This is a genomic window from Mesorhizobium sp. CA16 (assembly GCF_020165175.1).
Taxonomy (GTDB): Bacteria; Pseudomonadota; Alphaproteobacteria; order Rhizobiales; family Rhizobiaceae; genus Mesorhizobium.
Genome location: NZ_JAIUHP010000016.1, coordinates 1 through 20,774, shown reverse-complemented (window position 1 = coordinate 20,774; position 20,774 = coordinate 1). Strand labels below are relative to the sequence as shown.

Sequence of the window (20,774 nt, the reverse complement as noted above, 5' to 3'; positions counted from 1 at the left end):
GCCGCAGCTTCGGACCGAAAGCACTGGAGGAGAAAAGATGTCCGAGATCGCCATTCGCCCGTTCGCGCAGTCCGACAACGCCGACTGGCGGCGCTTGTGGACTGCCTACCTCACCTTCTACGAGACCAAGCTGCCGGACGAGGTCTACGACGTCACCTGGAAGCGTTTGTTCACGGCAGGCGAATTCGAGCCGAAAGGTTTCATCGCCACGTTCGACGGCAAAGCGGTTGGGCTGACCCACTACCTCTACCATCGCTCCTGCTGGTCACTGGTCAACAACTGCTACCTGCAGGATCTGTTCGCCGATCCGGAGGTGCGCGGCAAAGGCGTGGGCGCGGCGCTGATCAAAGCGGTGCGGGACGAGGCCGGCAAGATCGGCGTCAAGAATGTCTACTGGATGACGCACGAGACCAACGCCACGGCGCGCCGGCTCTACGACCATGTGGCAAGGCGGACCGGATTCATCGAGTACGATTTGCTATAAGGGACTGATGTTCATCCCCTTCTTCCTAGAACTGAAGGCCGCGCGGGTTCCTGTTTCGCTCAGGGAATATCTGTCGCTGCTGGAGGGACTGGAAGCGGGGCTGGTCGACTATGACGTCGAGGCTTTCTACTACCTCGCGCGCTCGGCCCTGGTGAAGGATGAGCGTCATATCGATCGTTTCGACCAGGTCTTCGCGCATGTCTTCAAGGGTGTCGAGGCGCTCGGCGGCCCCGATGCCGTCGATGTCGTCAACATCCCCGAGGAATGGCTGCGCCGTTTGGCGGAAAAGCACCTGACCGAGGAGGAAAAGAAGCTGATCGAAGCGCTGGGCGGTTTCGACAAGCTGATGGAGACCTTGAAGCAGCGCCTCGAGGAGCAAAAGGGGCGCCACCAGGGCGGTTCGAAATGGATCGGCACCGGCGGCACCTCGCCCTTCGGCGCCTATGGCTACAACCCCGAAGGGGTTCGCATCGGCCAGCATGAAAGCCGGCATCGCCGCGCGGTGAAGGTCTGGGACAAGCGCGAATTCCGGAACTTCGACGACACCGTCGAGCTCGGCACCCGCAACATCAAGGTGGCGCTGAAGCGGCTGCGCCGCTGGGTGCGCGAGGGCGCCGAGGAGGAGTTCGACCTGCCCGGCACCATCCACGCCACTGCCGAGCACGGCTATCTCGACGTCAAGACCCGGCCCGAGCGGCGCAATGCCGTGAAGCTTCTGATGTTTTTCGATGTCGGCGGCTCGATGGACGACCATATACGCGGCGTCGAGGAACTGTTTTCCGCCGCGCGCGCCGAGTTCCGCCAGCTCGAATATTTCTACTTCCACAACTGCCTTTACGAGCGCGTCTGGAAGGACAATCACCGGCGGCTGGCCGAGACAATCCCGACCTTCGATCTCATCCACAAATACGGGCCGGACTATAAGGTGATCGTTGTCGGCGACGCCTCGATGAGCCCTTACGAGATCGCCCACCCCGGCGGCTCGGTCGAGCACTGGAATCCCGAGGCCGGAAGTGTGTGGCTGGCCCGCCTGCTGCAGCAATGGCCGAACGCGATATGGCTCAATCCCGAAGCTGAGAAGAACTGGCGCTACACGCACTCGATCCAGTTGATCAGCGACATCTTCGGCGGCCGCATGTTCCCGCTGACATTGGCCGGGCTTGAAGCTGCGACCAGGCAGTTGTCGCGCAAGCACTAGCTCGCTTTCACTGGCGGCATTTGTAACAGATGCCTATGTTTGTGCGAATAACCGTTGCAAGCAACAACGAGCCGCCAAGGCCGAGGAGATTTCATGGACACCCACGCCTATCCCGTCACCCGCACCGATGCCGAGTGGCGCGCCCGGCTGACCCCGGAGCAATATGCCGTGATGCGCCATCACGGCACCGAGCGCCCCGGCAGCTGCGCCCTGCTCTACGAAAAGCGCGCCGGCACCTTCTATTGCGTCGGCTGCGACCAGCCGCTGTTCGAATCCAAGCTGAAGTTCGAGAGCGGCACCGGCTGGCCGAGCTTCAACGATCCGGTCCCGGGCTCGATCGAGACCACCGTCGACCGCAGCTACGGCATGGTCCGCACCGAATGCCATTGCGCCCGCTGCGGCAGCCATCTCGGCCATGTCTTCGAGGACGGCCCGCCGCCGACCGGCCTGCGCTACTGCATCAATGGCGTGGCGCTGCGCTTCGAGCCTGCGGCCTGACTGGGGTTTCCAGTCTTCGCAAAGGGCGGCCTCGGCCGCCCTTTTTCATGCTCCATCCGGCACTACACAACGACCGTTGCGATCAGCCAGAGCGCGGAACCGAGCATCATCAGCTGCGCCTTGAAACCCCCGGCCTTCTCCGCGGTCCGCCAGACGGCGACCGCCAGGAAGATGGTGTAGGGAACGGGAAGGAAATGCACCGCCAGCACCAGCCAGAGCGGCAGCTTCAACCCGAGCAGGACCAGCGCCAGCGCCGAAGAGGCGATGCTCAGAATGGTACCGACCAGCAGCATATCGCGCCAGAACAGCCGGTCGAGCGGAACCTGGCCTCTCCAGCGCGAACGGAAAAAATCCCTCATCGCCCGCGACCTATCGCTGCCCGAGAATTTCGGTCACGGCTTCTTCGAAGCGTGAGCATTCCCGCACCAGCCAGTCGCTCATGGCCGGCCAATTGTCCTCGGCGTAGCAGTTCACCCGCCACATCGAGTTGATGCCGAGACCTTCGCAGCTCTGCTCGGGCCTGAGCTTCAGCCTGGATTCGATCGCCGGCTGGAACGGCTTCAACCGCGACCAGGACTCCGTGGCGCCGAACTTCTCGTTGCGTCCGAAGAACACGCCGACATGGTTCTGCGCCGGCGCGACATACATCGAAAGAACCAAAGCGAAATCCGGCAGCCCGCGCTGCCAGAACCATGGCCCGCGCCGAGCGAGCCTTTGCCTTTCTTGCGGGTGCCGTTCGGCGAACAGCGCCCAGAAGCCGCGATGGCGGAACTCCGAGGCGCGACGGCCGCCGAAGTCGAATTCGTTCATGGCCGGTCTCCGGCCATGAGGCTTACGCCATGCCGAGAGCGGCCTTGTAGAGATCGAGGATGGACTCCTCTTCCTGGCGCTCGGCCTGGTCCTTCTTACGCAACCGCACGATGGTGCGGATCGCCTTGGTGTCGAAGCCGGTGCCCTTGGCTTCGGCATAGACATCCTTGATGTCGTCGGAGATCGTCTTCTTCTCTTCCTCGAGCCGCTCGATGCGCTCGATGATGGTGCGCAGCTGGCCGGCGGCTACAGTCTGGCTGGTCTCGGTGATTTCGTCGGCCATTTTTCTCTCCGCGTCTTCTGGAGCAGTGGCGATTCCCGCCACGGCAAATTGGAGCGGGTTCCCTGCCCGAGCGGGCGCGGCGGGTCAAGACACTTGTCGAGCGCCTGTGGACGGCTGCGCACAGCCAAAGGTGTGCCGAGATTCAGGTCAGGCCGAGTCGAAAATGACGGATTCCGAGAACCGGAGCGGAGCGTACTTAAGTACGTGAGCACCGGAAGCGCAGGAAGCCGGCGTTTGCAGGCCGGCCTCACCTGAATATCGGCACACCTTATTTGAATGCGATCAACAGATCCTTCGCGTCGATCTGATCGCCGGCCTTCACCAGCACCTCGGCGATCTCGCCGTCGCGTTCGGCATGCAGCGCGGTTTCCATCTTCATCGCCTCGATCGAAAGCAGCACGTCGCCCGCCTTGACCGCCTGTCCGGGCGCGACGGCAAGCGCCGATACGACGCCGGGCATCGGCGCGCCGACATGTCCCTCATTGCCGGGCTCGGCCTTGCGGCGTGCCTTGGCCGCGGAAGCGCCATGCGCCCTGTCCGGCACTTTGACGCGGCGTGGCTGGCCGTTGAGCTCGAAGAACACGGTGACCATGCCCTTGTCGTCGACATCGCCGAACGCCTGGCAGCGCACCACCAGCGTCTTGCCCTTCTCGATGTCGAGGAAGATCTCGTCTTCCGGCTTCATCCCGTAGAAATAGGTCGGCGTCGGCAGCACGCTCACCGGCCCGTAGGTCTCCTGCGCGGCCGCGAAGTCGGTGAACACCTTCGGATACATCAGCCAGGAGGCGAATTCATACTCCGAGAGCTTGCGGTCGAGCTTGCCCTCGATGTCGTTGCGGCTCGCCTTGAGATCGGCTGCTTTTAGCAGCGAGCCCGGTCGAACCGTAATCGGCTTCTCGCCCTTCAGCGCCTTCTTCTGCAGCGCAGCCGGCCAGCCGCCGGGCGACTGGCCGAGATCGCCGCGCAGCATCGACACGACGGAGTCCGGGAAGGCGATGTCCTTGGCCGGGTTCTCGACATCGGCGACGGTGAGATCCTGGCTGACCATCATCAGCGCCATGTCGCCCACCACCTTCGACGACGGCGTCACCTTGACGATATCGCCGAACATCAGGTTGACGTCGTGATAGGCCTGCGCGACCTCATGCCAGCGCGTCTCGAGCCCGAGCGAGCGCGCCTGTTCCTTGAGGTTGGTGAACTGGCCGCCCGGCATCTCGTGCAGGTAGACCTCCGAGGCAGGCCCCTTGAGATCGCTCTCGAAGGCTGCGTACTGGTTGCGCACCGCTTCCCAGTAGAAGGAAATGCGGCGGATCCATTGCGGATCGAGACCGGGGTCGCGCTCGGTGCCCTTCAGCGCCTCGACGATCGAGCCGAGGCAGGGCTGCGAGGTGTTGCCGGAGAAGGAATCCATCGCTGCGTCGATAGCGTCGGCGCCGCTCTCCACCGCCGCCAGCACCGTCGCCGCCGACAGCCCTGACGTGTCGTGCGTGTGGAAATGGATCGGCAGGTCGGTCGCCTCGCGCAGCGCCTTGAACAGCACGCGCGCCGCGGCCGGCTTCAAAAGGCCGGCCATGTCCTTGACGGCGATGATATGCGCTCCGGCCGCCTCCAGCTCCTTGGCCAGCCCGACGTAGTATTTGAGGTCGTATTTGGCGCGGGCCGGATCAAGGATATCGCCGGTATAGCACATCGCCGCCTCGACCAGCTTGCCCTCGGCGCCGACCGCGTCCATGGCGACACGCATGTTCTCGACCCAGTTAAGGCAGTCGAAGACGCGGAACAGATCGACACCGCCCGCCGCCGCTTGGGCGACGAAATGCTGGACGACATTGTCGGGATAATTGGTGTAGCCGACGCCGTTGGCGCCGCGCAAAAGCATCTGCAGCAGAAGGTTGGGCGCCGCCTCGCGCACTTTGCTCAGCCGCTCCCACGGATCCTCGGTGAGGAAGCGCATGGCGACGTCGAACGTCGCGCCGCCCCAGCATTCCAGCGACAAGAGCTGCGGCAATGCCCGCGCATAGGTGCCGGCGATGCCGGCGATGTCATAGGTGCGCATGCGCGTGGCGAGCAGCGACTGGTGGCCGTCGCGCATCGTCGTATCGGTGACCAGCACCTGGCGCTGCTCTCGCATCCAGGCCGCGAATTTCTCGGGGCCAAGCGCATCGAGCCTCTGCTTGCTGCCGTCCGGAATATGGCCATTGAGATAGGGCACCACGGGTGCCGCCGCATTCGCCTTCGGCATCGGCCGCCCGCGCGTCTCGGGGTGGCCGTTGACGCTGACATCGGCCAGGTAGTTGAGCAGCTTGGTGGCGCGGTCCTGCCGCTTCACCTGCTCGAACAGCTCCGGCGTCGTGTCGATGAACCTCGTCGTGTAGGAATTGTCGGCGAAGCGCGGGTGGTTGATGATCGCTTCGAGGAAGGTGAGGTTGGTCGCGACGCCGCGGATGCGGAACTCGCGCAGCGCCCGGTTCATGCGCGAGATCGCCTCGCCGGGCGTCGGCGCCCAGGCCGTCACCTTTTCGAGCAGCGGATCGTAGAAGCGGGTGATGACCGCGCCCGAATAGGCGGTGCCGCCGTCGAGCCGGATGCCGAAGCCGGCCGCCTCGCGATAGGCGGTGATGCGGCCATAATCCGGAATGAAATTGTGCTCCGGATCCTCGGTGGTGATGCGGCACTGCAGCGCGTGGCCGTTCAGCCTGATGTCCTTCTGCGCCGGCACGCCCGATTGCTTCGTGCCGATGGCGAAGCCGTCGAGGATGTGGATCTGCGCCTTGACGATGTCGATGCCGGTCACCTGCTCGGTGACGGTGTGCTCGACCTGGATGCGCGGATTGACCTCGATGAAATAGAACTTGCCGGTGTCGGCGTCCTGCAGAAACTCGACCGTGCCGGCGCCGATATAGCTGGTCTCGCGCGCGATCTTGAGCGCATAGCCGCAAAGCTCCTGGCGCAGCTCCTCGCTGAGATAGGGGGCCGGTGCGCGCTCCACGACCTTCTGGTTGCGGCGCTGGATCGAGCAGTCGCGCTCGAACAGATGCACGGCATTGCCATGCGTGTCGCCCAGCACCTGCACCTCGACATGGCGGGCGCGCTCGATCAGCTTTTCGAGATAGACCTCGTCCTTGCCGAAGGCGGCTTTGGCCTCGCGCTTGCCTTCCATCACCTCGCGCGCGAGGTCGGCCTCGGCGCGGATGGCGCGCATGCCGCGGCCACCGCCGCCCCACGAGGCCTTGAGCATCACCGGATAGCCTATTTGCGCGGCGAGCTTCTTGACCTCGTCCATGTCGTCCGGCAGCGGATCGGTTGCCGGGACGACCGGGACGCCGACTTCAATCGCCAGGTTGCGCGCGGCGACCTTGTTGCCGAGCCGGCGCATCGTTTCCGGCTTCGGGCCGATGAAGGTGACGCCTGCCTCGGCGCAGGCCTCGGCGAATTCCGGGCTTTCCGACAGCAGGCCGTAGCCGGGATGGATGGCATCGGCGCCCGACAGCCTGGCGACCCGGATCACCTCCTCGATCGACAGGTAGCTCTCGATCGGACCCATGTCCTTGGCCAGATGCGGTCCGCGGCCGACCTGATAGCTCTCGTCGGCCTTGAAGCGGTGCAGCGAATATTTGTCCTCCTCCGCCCAGATCGCCACAGTTTTGAGGCCGAGCTCGTTGGCCGCGCGGAACACGCGGATGGCGATTTCGGACCGGTTGGCGACGAGTATCTTCGTGATGGCCAAGGAGTAGGCTCCAGCAGCGGAAGGGAGATGAACCGGCGCAATGATTAACGTGAAAATGCTGCAGCGCAAACAAATTTGCGCGACAGCTAAAACGATTTAAGTCGCCTGTTTGCGCCAAATCATTATTGCTGTTCTTCGAACACGGATCATGGGTGGTGGACGGTATTGCCCGGGGGCGCGGCGCGGAGCTTCCGGTTGGCCTCGCCCGCAAACGAAAATGCCCGGCGCGAGCGCCGGGCATCCCCGAAAAGTCGGCTTGAGTTTGCCGGCTTATTTCTCGAAGTAGCTGTACTTGCCGTCGTCGCCCTTCTTCCATTCATAGATGACATAGTCAGGACGGGTGATGTCGCCCTTGCTGTCGTAACCGATGTCACCGATGGCGGTCTTCCAGGTGTTGGCCCTGATCGTCTCCGCAACCTTCTGCGCGTCGTCGGCCGAGCCGGTCTTGGCGATGGCCTGGGCGATGATCTGCACCGCGGCATAGGAGTAGAGCGTGTAAGCTTCCGGCTCGAAGCCGTTGGCGCGGAACTTCTCGACCACTTCCTTGGCGGCCGGATTCTTGCGCGGATCCGGAGCGAAGGTATTGAGCGTGCCGGCAACGGCGTCGCCCGCGATCGAGGCCAGTTCGTTGGAGACGATGCCGTCGCCCGAGAACAGCGGCGCCTTCAGGCCCTGATCGGCCGACTGACGGATGATCAGGCCGGCTTCGGTGTGCAGGCCGCCCCAGTAGATGAGCGTGACGCCGTTTTCCTTCATCTTGGCGATGAGGGCCGAGAAGTCCTTGTCGCCGACATTCACGCCTTCGTACAACACTTCCGTGATGCCGTTGGCGTTGAGGTTCTTCTTGGTCTCGTCGGCGAGGCCCTGACCATAAGGCGTCTTGTCGTGGATGATGGCGATCTTGGCATCCTTGAAGTTCTTGGCGATGTAGTCGCCGGCCACCTTGCCCTGCTGGTCGTCACGACCGCAGGTGCGGAAGGTGTTCCACATGCCGCGCTCGGTGAACTTCGGGTTGGTCGCGGCCGGCGTGATCTCGAGCATGCCGTTTTCCTGGTAGACTTCCGAGGCCGGGATCGACACACCGGAGTTGAAGTGGCCGTCGACGAACTTGACGCCGTCGGCGACGAACTTGTTGGCGACCGAGATGCCCTGCTTGGGATCGGAGACGTCGTCACCGATCTCGAGCTTGAGCTGCTGGCCGAGGATGCCGCCCGCCGCGTTGATGTCGGCGACCGCCTGTTCCGCGCCCTTCTGCAACTGCGCGCCGAAGGCGGCGTTCGGGCCGGTGATCGGACCGGCGACGCCGATCAGGATGTCGGCCCACGCGCTGCCGCTGAACGCGACGAACGCGGTCAGCGCCACGGCGGACAAAAGTGATTTTTTCATTGAAACGCTCCCATTTACGGAGTGGGCGTGGATGATACTTTCATGCGATGCCCACCCTTATCGCAGAAAGCATAGAATGCCGATTTTCAGGCACTTGTCACGCCGATTCATCCCCGAAACGGCGTAAATGGTGAACGTCAACCTTTCGGTTTCCAGCTTAACAAGGAAGCTCTTTCATAGAGCCAGTTATACTGCGTGACCATTTGGTTGGTGCGCGTGTATTGATAGCCGAGGAAGCCCAGTATCATCAGGACGATGGTGTCGACGATATAGTAATGCAGCGAGAACATCGTGCCGCCGAACAAGGCGTGATGGATGAACCTGACGCCGATACCGAGACCGAGCAGGAAGAAAAACAGCCGCAGATACGTGCTCCAGGTCTGAGCCGCCGCTTTGCCTGTCATCCATGCCGCCCCGCCGCCAAGCAGGCCTGTGACGAATAGAAACTGCCAGATCGAGGCTTCTTCGTAGATAATGCCCTGCATGATCGATGTCCCCAGATCTTAGCATGATCCCGAAAAGTTGCAGACTTTTCGGAGAAGATCATGCTTCAAGAACAAAACCTTAGAGCGAGATGGCGATCCTGGGAAAGTCATCGCGCTCTAATGATGTCCGCCTTCGAGATAGGCGGCGCGCACTTCCGGATTTGCAAGCAATTCCTTACCGGTGCCGCTCATCGTCACATTGCCGTTGACCATGACATAACCGCGCGTGGCGAGCTTGAGCGCGCCGAAGGCGTTCTGCTCGACCAGGAACACAGTCAGCCCCTGCGTCTTGTTGAGCTCGCGGATGGCGTCGAAGATCTGCTTGACGATCAGCGGCGCGAGGCCCAGCGAGGGCTCGTCCAGCAACAAAAGCTTCGGCCGCGCCATCAGCGCGCGCCCGATCGACAGCATTTGCTGCTCGCCGCCCGACAGCGTGCCGCCGCGCTGGGCGATGCGCTCTTTCAGCCGCGGGAACAGCGTGAACACCCTCTCGACGTCCTCGTCATAATGCTTGAGGTTGTCGAGGCTGGCGCCCATCTGCAGATTTTCCATCACCGTCATGCGCGGAAAGATGCGTCTGCCTTCCGGGGATTGCGCGATGCGCAGGCGTGCGATCTCATGCGTCGGCATCTTGGTGATGTCGGTGCCGGCGAAGGTGATGGTTCCGGTGCGGGCGCGCGGCGCGCCGAAGATGGTCATCATCAGCGTCGACTTGCCGGCGCCGTTGGCACCGATCAGTGCCACGATCTCACCCTGGTCGACGCTGACATCGACGCCGTTCAGCGCCCGGATGTTGCCGTAGTAAGTCTCGACACCCTTGATGTCGAGCAGCGTTGTGCCGGCCATTATTTACGCCCTCCACGCTTGCCAGGTGCGGGCTTGGCCGCTGCGTCCTTGCCCTTCGAAGCGCTGTCGGCCTTCGCGGCCGGAGCCCCGGCGGTTGTTTTCTTCGGCGCGGCCTTCCCAGTGCTCCGCTTCGCGGCCGGCTTGGCTGTAGGCTTGCTGGCTATCGACGCAGCGCGCGCGTCGACTTGCGCCGCCTTCGAGGCGCCCTTCGAGACCGTGACCCGCTCGCCCTCATTCCCATGTTCGACCGAATCGGAAACCGGCCCCGCCATCATCGAGGCGGAATTTCCCGGCCCATGCGCGGAATCGGGGCCGGTATCTAGCTGCTCGATCACGTCCTCATCGCCGACCTCGGTCAGCACCGTCTCGACCTCCTCGTCGTCGACGCCGAGATAGGCAGCGATGACGCGCGGATCGGTGCGGACCGACGCCGGATTGCCGTCGGAGATCTTGCGGCCGTATTCGAGCACGACGACATGGTCGGAGATCTGCATCACCACCGACATGTCGTGCTCGATGAGCAGGATCGACGTGCCGGTGCTCTTGATGCCCATCAACAGCTCGTTGAGCGCCGCAGATTCCTTCGGATTGAGGCCGGCGGCCGGTTCGTCGAGGCACAGGAGCTCCGGCCCCGTGCACATGGCGCGCGCGATTTCCAGGCGCCGCTGCGCGCCATAGGGCAGGTCGCCGGCCGGATCGTCGGCGCGATCGACAAGATCGGCCTTCTCCAGCCAGTGCCTGGCGAGCTCGATCGACTCGGCCGAGGCCTGGCGATAGCTCGGAAAGCCGAACAGGCCGAGGAGAGTATAGCCCGAAGCCTTCATCAGCTTGTTGTGCTGCGCGACCAGGAGGTTCTCCAGCAGCGTCATGCCCGAGAACAGGCGGATGTTCTGGAAGGTGCGCGCCACCTTGGCGCGGGCCGGGATCTCGTGGTTGGGCAGGCGCTCGAGCAGATAGGTCGAGCCGTCCCCCCGGTTCAGCGTGATCATGCCTTCAGACGGCTTGTAGAAGCCGGTGATGCAGTTGAACACCGTGGTCTTGCCGGCGCCGTTCGGGCCGATCAGCGCGGTGATCTCGCCGCGCCTGGCCTGGAACGACAGGTCGCCAATGGCGACTAGGCCGCCGAACCTCATCGACAAATGCTCGACCTGCAGGATGAAATCGTTCGAGGAAGGGGTCGCGTTCATCAGCCGTGCCCCTCCTTGGTGAAGGAGCTTGAAACCGCTCTTCGCTCCTTCAGGAAGGCCGTCGGCTCGCGGCTGCCGACGAAGCCGCGCGGCTTCCACAGCATGACGATGACCATGGCCATGCCGAAAAGCAGCATGCGGTAGAGTTCAGGCGTGAAATCGGGACCGAAGACCCGCTTCAGGAAGTCGAGCTCCCGCAACGCTTCGGTGCCGCCGATCATCACCAGCGCCGCTACGGCGATGCCGACCAGCGAACCCATGCCGCCGAGCACGACGATGGCGAGGACAATCGCCGATTCCAGGAAGACGAAGGATTCGGGGCTGACGAAACCTTGCCTTGCGGCGAAGAACGAGCCGGCGAAGCCGCCAAACATGGCGCCGGTGGCGAACGCCGTCAGCTTGGTGGTGGTGGTGTTGATGCCGAGCGAGCGACAGGCGATCTCGTCCTCGCGCAGCGCTTCCCACGCCCTGCCGACCGGCAACCGCCGCAGCCTGATGGTAACGAAGGCGGTCAAAAGACAGAGTCCGAGGATCAGATAGTAAAGGAAGATCTTGTAATAGGCGCTCGATGTGGCGATGTGCAGCACCTTGGCGATGTAGTTCGGATCCGAGACGTTGAACGACATCAGGCCGAAGAAGGAGACCTTTGGAATGCCGGAAATGCCGGCCGAACCGTTTGTCACCTCGCGCCAGTTGATCAGGACGAGGCGGATGATCTCGCCAAAGGCAAGGGTGACGATCGCCAGATAGTCGCCGCGCAGCCGCAGCACCGGGAAGCCGAGCATGACGCCCCAGAAGGCGGCCATGCAGCCGGCGGCCGGGAGCAGGATCCAGAACGACAGGCCGAAATGCGTGCCGAGCAGCGCGTAGGCATACGCCCCGACGGCATAGAAGGCGACGTAGCCGAGATCGAGCAGGCCGGCGAGGCCGATGACGATGTTCAGCCCCCAGGCCAGCATCACATAGATCAGGATCTGGATGCCGAAATTGTCGACCCACTTCAAAGAGCCCTGAAACCCTCCCGCTATCGATCCTGTTACCAGCGCAAGCACCAGCACGACGATGATCGGATAGAGCGCCAGCGCGCTGATGCCCAACGCCGAGAAGTGGGCGTGGATGAAGGCCCGGAAATAATACATTACCCAGGCGACGGCATAAATGATCGCCAGCGCCCGCACAAAGCGCGCGTAGCCGGCAAGGTCGGGTCCGAGCAGCCCGTCAAGCGAGCCGGCCAGCACGAACAGCAGGGCTGCGACAACGACCGCGGCTACGAAATAAGGCATCCTGAAGAAGCGTGCCGCCATGGTGTCGGGCAGCAGGCCTGTGTCGATGTCGGCGATCTTCAGGCTGGCCACGAAGGGCTGGCCATAGGCGACATACAGGAAGCGGCCCCCGGCGGTGGCGATGACCACCAGGGCGAGCAGGCCCCAGCGCTGCACCAGAATCAGTTCGTTGGAGATATTCTGGTCGGTCCTGAGACCGATAAACAGCACGAACAGGCCGAGCGCGATGGCGCCTGCATAGAGCGCTTCGCGAAAAGCGCGCTGAACTGGAGTAGCGACGGCGTCGCGCTCCGAAGACACGGTAACGGCCATCAGGATCAGACCTTTTCGACTTCAGGCCGGCCGAGGATGCCGGAGGGCAGGAAGATGAGCACGATCGCCAGGATCGAGAAAGCGGCGACGTCCTTGTAGTCGATCGAGAAATAGGCCGACCACATGCTCTCGATGAAGCCGATGAGCAATCCTCCGAGCACCGCGCCGGGCAGCGAGCCGATGCCGCCAAGCACGGCCGCCGTGAAGGCTTTCACGCCCGGCACGAAGCCGTCCGAGAACACCACGACGCCGTAATACATCAGGAACAGCGTGCCGGCGACGGCGGCGAGAGCTGCGCCCATGATGAAGGTGATGGAGATGGTGCGGTCGACGTCGATACCGAGTAGTGCTGCCATCTTGCGATCTTGCTCGCAGGCGCGTTGCGCCCGCCCGAGCGCTGTCCGGTTGACGAGATACCAGAAAATCGCCAGCAGCACGATGGTGACGATCACGATGAGGATCTGCTTCAGCGAAACGCTCACACCATCAACAGTGTAGACTTGGCTGACCAGCGGCGGGATCGGCTTGTTGCGCGGGCCTTGCGTGACCTGCACGAAATTGGACAACGCGATCGACATGCCGATGGCGGTGATCAGCGGCGCCAGCCGGAACGAGCCGCGCAGCGGCCGGTAGGCCACCTTCTCGATCGTCCAGTTGTAGAGGCTGGTGAGAAGCATGGCGACGATCATCATGATCAGAAGCGCCACCACGACCGGCACCGAATAGAACAACGCGCCAAGGATCAGGAAGACGATGAGGGCGGTGAAGGCGCCGACCATGAAGATATCGCCATGGGCGAAATTGATCATGCCGATGATGCCGTAGACCATCGTGTAGCCGATTGCGATCAGGCCATAGATAGATCCCAGCGTCAGCCCATTGATAAGCTGCTGGACGAAATACTGCATATTTACGCGGCTCCCCTGGAATGTCGCCCGTTTCCGGGTCGCACTCCTTTTCGTATTTCCCCTAGTCGTAAAGTCTCGAGCCCGGATTGCAACGTGATTTTTCAATCGCCGGGCGTGTTTTGGAAGCACGCCGCCCGATTGTCCGTTTTTCGTACCCGGCCCCCTGGACTATCGCGGAACCTATCATTGGCACAACGCAATGTCTTTGACGATTCAGCCCTATAATGCCCACCCGCTCGAAGAAATCGCCGTCAAAATAAGTTGATGAGAAGATTTCTTGCGCGAACAGAGGCTGCCCATGTTGGGCGGCATGCCTTCCGTTGGGTGAGGCTGTGACGCTTATGTGACGACGAATCCATGCGCGAACGGATCGCGGTCGTCGATGAAGATGGTGTTCAGGCCCGTCATCCGTGCCCAGCCGCCGATCGAGGGGATGATCGCCGGCTTACCGGCCACGCTGACCTCCTTTTCGACCCTGCCTTTGAACAGCGAGCCGATGATCGATTCATGCACGAAACTGTCGCCGGCCCTGAGCTTGCCCTTGGCATGGAGCTGCGCCATGCGGGCCGAGGTGCCGGTGCCGCAAGGGCTGCGGTCGATCGCCTTGTCGCCGTAGAAGACGGCGTTGCGCGCGTCGGCCTCGGCATGTTTCGGCTTGCCCGTCCACAGCAGATGCGACAGCCGGTTGATGCCGGGGTTCTCCGGATGCACGAAGGAGTATTTCCCGTTGAGGCGCTGGCGCACAACCGGGCTCCAGGCGATGAGGTCGCCGGCCGAGTGATCGGCAATGTCCCGGTAATTCTTCTGCGGCTCGACGATGGCGTAGAAATTGCCGCCATAAGCGACGTCGACGCTGATCTCGCCGAGCACCGGGCAGTCGACGGTCAATCCTTCGGCATAGAGGAAGGACGGCACGTTGGTGATGCGCACCTCCTCGACATACTCGCCGACCTGTTTGTATTCGGCGATAACCAGGCCGGCCGGCGTGTCGAGCCTGAGCACGCCCGGCGTCTTCGGCTTCACCAACCCGTGCTCGATGGCCATGGTGACGGTGCCGATCGTGCCATGCCCGCACATCGGCAGGCAGCCCGAGGTCTCGATGAACAGGATGGCGATGTCGCAGTCCTCGCGCGTCGGCGGGTAGAGGATCGAGCCCGACATCACGTCATGGCCGCGCGGCTCGAACATCAGTCCGGTGCGGATCCAGTCATATTCGGCGAGAAAATGCGCCCGCCGCTCCATCATGGTCGCGCCCTCGAGCAACGGCCCGCCGCCGGCGACCAGGCGCACCGGATTGCCGCAGGTGTGGCCGTCGATGCAGAAGAAGGATTTTTTGGCCATGATGGACTCTTTTTCAGAAACGCTGCGGACTGAAGGGCGTGAGATCGAGCGGCGGAGTCTGCCCGAGAACGAGATCGCGGATCAAGCGGCCGGTCGCCGCCGACTGGGTCAGGCCGAGATGGCCGTGGCCGAAGGCATAATAGACGTTCGGCGCGCGCGCCGCGCCGATCACCGGCAGGGAATCCGGCAGCGAGGGGCGAAAACCCATCCACTCGCGGCCTCCCGACGGATCAAGCCCGGGCAGGAAACGCTTCGCCTTCTCCAGCATCGCCTTGGAACGGGCGAAATTTGGTGGCCGCTCGATGCCGCCGAGCTCGACGGCGCCGCCGACGCGCAAGCCGGTCTCGAGCGGCGTGATGACGAAGCCATGGCCGGAAAAGATCAGCTGCCGTTTCACGTCGAAGGCCGACACCGGCAGCGTCGTGTTATAGCCGCGCTCGGTTTCAAGCGGGATGCGGTCGCCGATATCCCTTGCCAGGAGATGAGACCAGGCGCCCGCGGCGATCAGAAGCGTCTTTGCCGCGCGCCTGCTGCCGTCGGCCAGAACGATCGTGGGGCCCTTTGCATCCTCTTCTATGCGCGCGACCCGCGCATGCTCGAAACGGGCGCCGAGCTTTTCCGCATAGGCCCAGATCGATTTGCCGAGCAGCTTCGGATCGGCGACCGTCTTCCAGCCCGGCACGAAGGTGGCCTTGACGAAGCGCGGCGAAAGACCCGGCTGGAGCCCAGCCATCTCTTCGCCCTCGACATGGCGGAAGCCGATGCCGAAACGCTGGCGTTCGGCCCAGCCGGGCAGCGAGGCGCGGAACTCCGCCTCGCTCTCATAGAATTCCAGCGACCCATCCTCGCGCAGCATCGGCCGCGTGCCGGAGCGGTCGAGCAGCCCCATCCATTCGGCTTCGGCGAGCTTCATCATGCTCGCCTGCGTGGCGAGGCTCGTCTCGTAGTGCTTCGCCGCGCCCGCCCGCCAGAAGCGGATCAGCCAGGGCAGAAGTTTCGGCAGATAAGCCGGTGGGATGGTCAAAGGTCCGAGCGGATCGGCGAGCCATTTCGGCAATTGCCGGATCATGCCTTTATGCGCCAGCGGCAGTACGTCGGAGAAGGCGAAGGCGGCGGCATTGCCGGAGCTCGTCTCCTCGCAGATGCCCGTGCGGTCGAAGACGGCGACGCTGCGCCCCGCTTCCGAGAGCAGGGCCGCAGCGCAGATGCCGATGATGCCGCCGCCAATGATGGCGATGTCGTCCGCTTCTCCCCGTACACCGGCAGAAGATGCCCCAGTGGCGGAGCGCCGCTCCTGTTTCGAGGATTTGGAATTTCGTTGCACGTCAGGGCTGTCCCTATTCGGCCGCAGCCAAGCTGTCCGTCGATCGAGGAGACGTCTGCAGCGGCGGCAGCTTCGGCCGCACCGCCAGCGCATCCCGGACGATCTTTTCGACCGCCTTGCGGCGTTCACCCGACAGCGGCTGGCGCGGCATGCGCACGCGATCATTGGTACCGATCGCCAGCACTTCGGCAAGCTTGATGTTTTGGACCAGATAGGTCGAGACATCGAGGTCGAGCAATGGCCGGAACCAGCGGTAGATCGCCAGCGCCTCGTCGCGTCGGCCCTGTTGCATCAACTGGTAGATCGCGACCGTCTCGCGCGGGAAGGCGGTGACGAGGCCGGCGACCCAGCCGATGGCGCCGACCGACAGCGCCTCGAAGGCAAGGTTGTCGACGCCGGTGAAGAGGTCGTAGCGGGTGCCGAACCGGTTGATGATCTCGGTCGATCGGCGGATGTCGTCGGAGGATTCCTTGATGGCGACGAAACGCTTGTCCGACGCCAGCTCCTCCATCAGGTCGAGGGTTACGTCGACGCGATAGGCGAGCCGGTTGGAATAGATCATCACCGGCAGGTCGCCTGCTTCGGCGACGGCGCGAAGGGCGGCGACCGTCTCTTGCGGGTCGGTGTGATAGATCGGGCTCGGCACCACCATCAGGCCGTCGGCGCCTTCCTTGGCGGCGCGTTTGGCGATAGCAGCCGCCTCACGCGTGCCGGGCTCGTTGAGGGTCAAGAGCACCGGCTTCTTCCCGGCAACTTTCTGCGCCGCCTTCAGCACCTCGATTTTCTCGTCAGGCGACAGCATGGGTCCTTCGCCGAGCGAACCGCATACGATAATGCCGTCGCAGCCGGCCTCCATCTGCAGCCCGTAGCAGCGCTCCATCTCGGCATGGTCGAGACGGTCGTCGGCGGTGAATTTGGTCGTGACTGCGGGGAAAACTCCGGCCCACATGGCTACTTCTCCTCTGATATATCAGTCGTATATCTATTAAGAATTAGCCTGTCAACGCTGAATCACTTATGATATATGAAAAATATATCAGGAGCCCGCCATTGATCTCCCCGCTGATATCCGTCGAGGCGAACGCGACCTTCGAGCCGGCGGCGACCAAGGCCTATCGCGCGCTTGAGTATATGATCGTCACGCTCGAGCTGGCGCCGTCGGGCTTCGTCACCGAAGGCGCGCTGATCGAGCGGCTGGGTCTCGGACGCACCCCCGTGCGCGAGGCTATCCAGCGGCTCGCCTGGGAAGGGCTTCTCGACATCAGACCTCGGGCCGGCATCGCGGTCGCACCGCTTCACGCCGGCGACTGGCTGCGGGTGCTGGATGCGCGGCGCGGCATCGAGGTGGTGCTCGCCCGCTCGGCCGCCCGCTTCGTCACCCGCGAGGCCGCCGACCTGTTCCATGAAGCGGCCCTGGCCATGCAGAAGGCGGTGATCTCGAGTAATGTGCTTGCCTTCATCCAGGCCGACAAGGCGCTCGACGAAGCGCTGGCGATCGCCGCCGACAACCCCTTCGCGGCGCGTGTGGCGGCCCCCTTGCAGACCCACAGCCGCCGCTTCTGGTATCGCTACAAGGCCGATACCGGTCTCGCCGAATCGGCCGAGCACCACGTGGCGCTGATCCGTTCCATCCTCGACGGCGACGAGGAAGCCGCCGCCAAGGACGCCAAGAAGCTGATAGCGCTGCTGCGCGGTCATGCCGAGGTGGCCGCCACGCGCTGAGCAGGACCAGCGCCTGCTCGAGGCGCTTCAGCCACCCGGCTGCCCGACCGCGGTGGCCAGCGTGTCTTCCCACCCCTCGCCGGCGGCCAGGATGCAGCTCTGGCCTTTGACGTCGGTCATCAGGATGGTCCAGGTTCCGCCGGCCGAGACAAACACCTCGAAGATGGCGACCTGTCCGGCCACGCCATAGCCCAGCCGCTTCTCCTCGAATGCCTCCGCCAGCCTCGCGACCAGATAGTCATGGCCGCCGCAGATGACTTGCGCCCGCGCCGGAACTGCCGGCAGCGCCATCATGGCGCCAACGGCCGCAAGCTTGACCCATTGAAACGAAAATTCGCGTGCCATGGGGCACCTCCTTTGCCGTCGCATTCCGGCAAAGGGAGGCACATTCGGCCGCCTCAGTGTGCCGGAAGGCTCCAGGCCGGATTGGACGTCTTCATCGCGTCACTCCTTCTGGCTTCCGGTCTGTCGTCGGGAGATCATGACTCCCTGAGATTCGATATGGTGAAGCTCCGCTCCGTAAACAAGCGGCGCCGCGGAGAGCGCCTTGCTTGGCGCCACTTGACGCCCGACCGTGGGAGCCGTTGTGGCGCGCACCCCGGCTCCCTGCTGGTTTCAGGCGCCCGGCATCGCCGCGGTGATCGTCGGGCTGTCCCAGCCCTCGCCGACGGAAAGCACGCAGCTCTGGCCTTTGGTATCGGAGGCGAGCACCGTCCAGCTTCCCTGGTCGGAGACGAATATCTCGAGCACGACGTTCGGATTGATCAGGCCGCGCCCAGCCTCGGTTTCGTGGAACTTGTCGCCAAGCGCCTTGATGATGTCGGCGCGCGCCGCGCATTGCGCCGCCGCGCTCGCCGGCGCGGCTCCAACGGTCATCGCCGTCGCCGCCAATATTGCCGCCACAACAAATCGTGTCATCTGACACCTCCTCGCGCCAGACGAGAACCCCGGCTTGAACCGGCGCTGCTTGGTTGCCTGCACGCATGGCAGGAATAAAGCCTAAGGCAGATGGTGCTCTGTTGGTTCCATCACACGGCGATGGAATTATTAGAATATGCGGACGCACGCATGACGCGATGCGCCGGAATTCATGCGCCTGAAGTTGTGCTTCGCCTTCGTCCATAAAAAGAAAGCGCGGCTTGCGCCGCGCCTTCTCAATGTTGGTTTGGACGACCGTTCGGGCTAGTTCATCGTCGGGATGACAAACTCGGCGCCGTCCTTGATACCCGACGGCCAACGCGAGGTGACCGTCTTGGTCTTGGTATAGAAGCGGAACGCGTCCGGACCGTGCTGGTTGAGGTCGCCGAAGGACGACGCCTTCCAGCCGCCGAACGTGTAATAGGCGATCGGAACCGGGATCGGCACGTTGATGCCGACCATGCCGACCTGGACTCTGGACGCGAAATCACGCGCGGCGTCGCCGTCGCGGGTGAAGATGGCGACGCCGTTGCCCATCTCGTGGTCATTGGCGAGCTTGATGGCGTCCTCGTAGCGCGGCGCGCGCACCACCGAGAGCACCGGCCCGAAGATCTCTTCCTTGTAGATGCGCATGTCGGCGGTCACGTTGTCGAACAGGCAGCCGCCCATATAGTAGCCGTTCTCATAGCCTTGCATCTTGAAGCCGCGGCCGTCGACGACGAGCTTGGCGCCTTCCTTGACGCCGATATCGACGTAACCCTTGACGCGCTCCAGCGCCTGCGCGGTCACCAGCGGACCGAAATCGGCGGAAGAGTCGGTCGAGGGGCCGACCTTGAGGCTCTCGACGCGCGGCACCAGCTTTTCCATCAGACGGTTGGCGGTGTCGTTGCCGACCGGGACAGCCACCGAAATCGCCATGCAGCGTTCGCCGGCCGAGCCGTAGCCGGCGCCAATCAGCGCATCGACGGTCTGGTCCATGTCGGCATCGGGCATGATGATCATGTGGTTCTTGGCGCCGCCGAAGCACTGCACGCGCTTGCCCGATGCCGTGCCGCGCGAATAGATATAGTGCGCGATCGGCGTCGAGCCGACGAAGCCGATGGCCTTGATGTCCGGATCGTCGAGAATGGCGTCGACAACTTCCTTGTCGCCATTGACGACGTTGAGGATGCCGGCCGGCAGGCCGGCCTCGATGAACAGTTCGGCAATGCGGATCGGCACGCCCGGATCGCGCTCCGACGGCTTCAGGATAAAGGCATTGCCGCAGGCGATGGCCGGCGCGATCTTCCACAGCGGGATCATGGCCGGGAAGTTGAACGGCGTGATGCCGGCGACGACGCCGAGCGGCTGGCGCATCGAATAGACGTCGATGCCCGGGCCGGCGCCGTCGGTGAACTCGCCCTTCATCATGTGCGGAGCGCCGATGCAGACCTCGACCACTTCGAGGCCGCGCTGGATGTCCCCGCGCGCATCGGCAATAGTCTTGCCGTGCTCACGCGCCAGGATGTCGGCCAGCTCGTCATAGTCGCGGGCGACCAGCTCGAGGAATTTCATCAGCACGCGCACGCGGCGCTGCGGGTTGGTGGCCGCCCATTTCGGCTGCGCCGCCTTGGCGTTCTCGACCGCGGCGCGCAGCTCCGCCTGCGAGGCCAGCGCCACCGTGCCGCGCACGGAGCCGTCCATCGGCTGCATCACATCCTGCTTGCGCCCGCTGGTGCCGGCGACACGCTTGCCGCCGATGAAATGACCGTATTCGATCATGCTTTTCTCTCCCTGTTCTGATGATGACGCATTGTCCGCCTTTGCGGCGGCGATGGCAACGCGAGCCAAAACGCAACCGTTGTGCGGAAAATAGACAACGATCCCGAGGTGTGCATTAATTGCCGCAAATGATGGATTGCCGAAAAGGCCGAAGCTTGCGTTCCTTCACACCCCCCTCTGGCCTGCCGGCCATCTCCCCCGCAAGGGGGGAGATCAGACGTCACGAAGGCTTTCGCCAATCACCAACGATTGAAAAGAAGCGCCATCAGAGAAGCTGCCAATCTCCCCCCTTGCGGGGGAG

At 63.4% G+C, this 20,774-nt stretch carries 19 protein-coding genes and 1 pseudogene; 4 read left to right on the top strand and 16 right to left on the bottom strand.

Going from position 1 to position 20,774, the window contains the following annotated elements; all coding sequences use genetic code 11:
• Positions 1–37: 37 nt before the first annotated feature.
• From LB525_RS21210 to msrB, 3 genes are all read left to right on the top strand, one after another.
• Positions 38–484 carry a GNAT family N-acetyltransferase gene (locus tag LB525_RS21210; protein WP_224546690.1) on the top strand — a complete coding sequence of 149 codons (447 nt, stop codon included), beginning with the start codon at positions 38–40 and terminating at the stop codon, positions 482–484.
• A 7-nt stretch (positions 485–491) separates the two neighbouring features.
• Positions 492–1,682 (top strand): vWA domain-containing protein, encoded by a 1,191-nt coding sequence (locus LB525_RS21205; RefSeq protein WP_224546688.1) that lies wholly within the window; start codon positions 492–494, stop codon positions 1,680–1,682.
• A gap of 93 nt (positions 1,683–1,775) precedes the next feature.
• Entirely contained in the window at positions 1,776–2,180 is a 405-nt protein-coding gene (gene msrB, locus LB525_RS21200; RefSeq protein WP_224546686.1) for a peptide-methionine (R)-S-oxide reductase MsrB, read from the top strand.
• Positions 2,181–2,242: 62 nt separating this feature from the next.
• On the opposite strand, the gene LB525_RS21195 is transcribed toward msrB, so the two are convergent.
• The 13 genes and pseudogenes from LB525_RS21195 to LB525_RS21135 all read right to left on the bottom strand — a co-directional run bounded on the left by LB525_RS21195 (position 2,243) and on the right by LB525_RS21135 (position 17,021).
• The gene (locus tag LB525_RS21195) at positions 2,243–2,539 is read right to left on the bottom strand and encodes a hypothetical protein (protein WP_224546683.1); all 297 of its coding nucleotides are present in this window, start codon (positions 2,537–2,539) and stop codon (positions 2,243–2,245) included.
• Positions 2,540–2,549: 10 nt separating this feature from the next.
• Positions 2,550–2,990: a hypothetical protein gene (locus tag LB525_RS21190; RefSeq protein ID WP_224546681.1), complete on the bottom strand. Its 441-nt coding sequence runs from the start codon at positions 2,988–2,990 to the stop codon at positions 2,550–2,552.
• A 22-nt stretch (positions 2,991–3,012) separates the two neighbouring features.
• Positions 3,013–3,273 carry a DUF2312 domain-containing protein gene (locus LB525_RS21185; RefSeq protein WP_095767239.1) on the bottom strand — a complete coding sequence of 87 codons (261 nt, stop codon included), beginning with the start codon at positions 3,271–3,273 and terminating at the stop codon, positions 3,013–3,015.
• Between the two features lie 268 nt (positions 3,274–3,541).
• Positions 3,542–7,000, bottom strand: coding sequence for a pyruvate carboxylase (gene pyc, locus LB525_RS21180; RefSeq protein ID WP_224546679.1), 3,459 nt, complete (start codon positions 6,998–7,000; stop codon positions 3,542–3,544).
• A gap of 270 nt (positions 7,001–7,270) precedes the next feature.
• Positions 7,271–8,386: a branched-chain amino acid ABC transporter substrate-binding protein gene (locus LB525_RS21175; protein ID WP_095767237.1), complete on the bottom strand. Its 1,116-nt coding sequence runs from the start codon at positions 8,384–8,386 to the stop codon at positions 7,271–7,273.
• 137 nt (positions 8,387–8,523) lie between these two features.
• On the bottom strand, positions 8,524–8,871 hold the full coding sequence (locus tag LB525_RS21170; RefSeq protein ID WP_095767236.1) for a DUF6867 family protein: 348 nt from the start codon (positions 8,869–8,871) through the stop codon (positions 8,524–8,526).
• Positions 8,872–8,988: 117 nt separating this feature from the next.
• A complete protein-coding gene (locus LB525_RS21165; RefSeq protein ID WP_224528140.1) occupies positions 8,989–9,717 on the bottom strand; it encodes an ABC transporter ATP-binding protein in 729 nt (242 codons plus the stop codon).
• A gap of 26 nt (positions 9,718–9,743) precedes the next feature.
• Positions 9,744–10,904 (bottom strand): annotated as a pseudogene (locus LB525_RS21160) (ATP-binding cassette domain-containing protein); the annotation flags it as partial.
• Entirely contained in the window at positions 10,904–12,499 is a 1,596-nt protein-coding gene (gene livM / locus LB525_RS21155; RefSeq protein WP_095767233.1) for a high-affinity branched-chain amino acid ABC transporter permease LivM, read from the bottom strand. The gene livM and the pseudogene LB525_RS21160, both read right to left, overlap by 1 nt.
• 5 nt (positions 12,500–12,504) lie before the next feature.
• Positions 12,505–13,407 (bottom strand): branched-chain amino acid ABC transporter permease, encoded by a 903-nt coding sequence (locus LB525_RS21150; RefSeq protein ID WP_224528143.1) that lies wholly within the window; start codon positions 13,405–13,407, stop codon positions 12,505–12,507.
• Positions 13,408–13,746: 339 nt separating this feature from the next.
• A complete protein-coding gene (locus LB525_RS21145; RefSeq protein ID WP_224546676.1) occupies positions 13,747–14,748 on the bottom strand; it encodes a 4-hydroxyproline epimerase in 1,002 nt (333 codons plus the stop codon).
• Between the two features lie 13 nt (positions 14,749–14,761).
• Positions 14,762–16,072: an NAD(P)/FAD-dependent oxidoreductase gene (locus tag LB525_RS21140; protein ID WP_224546674.1), complete on the bottom strand. Its 1,311-nt coding sequence runs from the start codon at positions 16,070–16,072 to the stop codon at positions 14,762–14,764.
• Between the two features lie 13 nt (positions 16,073–16,085).
• On the bottom strand, positions 16,086–17,021 hold the full coding sequence (locus tag LB525_RS21135) for a dihydrodipicolinate synthase family protein (RefSeq protein ID WP_224546672.1): 936 nt from the start codon (positions 17,019–17,021) through the stop codon (positions 16,086–16,088).
• 68 nt (positions 17,022–17,089) lie between these two features.
• Between LB525_RS21135 and LB525_RS21130 the strand changes: the two genes are divergently transcribed.
• Positions 17,090–17,794, top strand: coding sequence for a GntR family transcriptional regulator (locus tag LB525_RS21130; RefSeq protein WP_224546670.1), 705 nt, complete (start codon positions 17,090–17,092; stop codon positions 17,792–17,794).
• Positions 17,795–17,821: 27 nt separating this feature from the next.
• Here LB525_RS21130 and LB525_RS21125 read toward each other — a convergent pair whose 3' ends face one another.
• The 3 genes from LB525_RS21125 to LB525_RS21115 form a co-directional block, all read right to left on the bottom strand.
• Positions 17,822–18,139 carry a hypothetical protein gene (locus LB525_RS21125; RefSeq protein WP_140841766.1) on the bottom strand — a complete coding sequence of 106 codons (318 nt, stop codon included), beginning with the start codon at positions 18,137–18,139 and terminating at the stop codon, positions 17,822–17,824.
• Between the two features lie 270 nt (positions 18,140–18,409).
• Positions 18,410–18,712: a hypothetical protein gene (locus LB525_RS21120; protein WP_140841768.1), complete on the bottom strand. Its 303-nt coding sequence runs from the start codon at positions 18,710–18,712 to the stop codon at positions 18,410–18,412.
• A gap of 264 nt (positions 18,713–18,976) precedes the next feature.
• Entirely contained in the window at positions 18,977–20,473 is a 1,497-nt protein-coding gene (locus LB525_RS21115) for a CoA-acylating methylmalonate-semialdehyde dehydrogenase (protein WP_224546667.1), read from the bottom strand.
• Positions 20,474–20,774 lie beyond the last annotated feature (301 nt).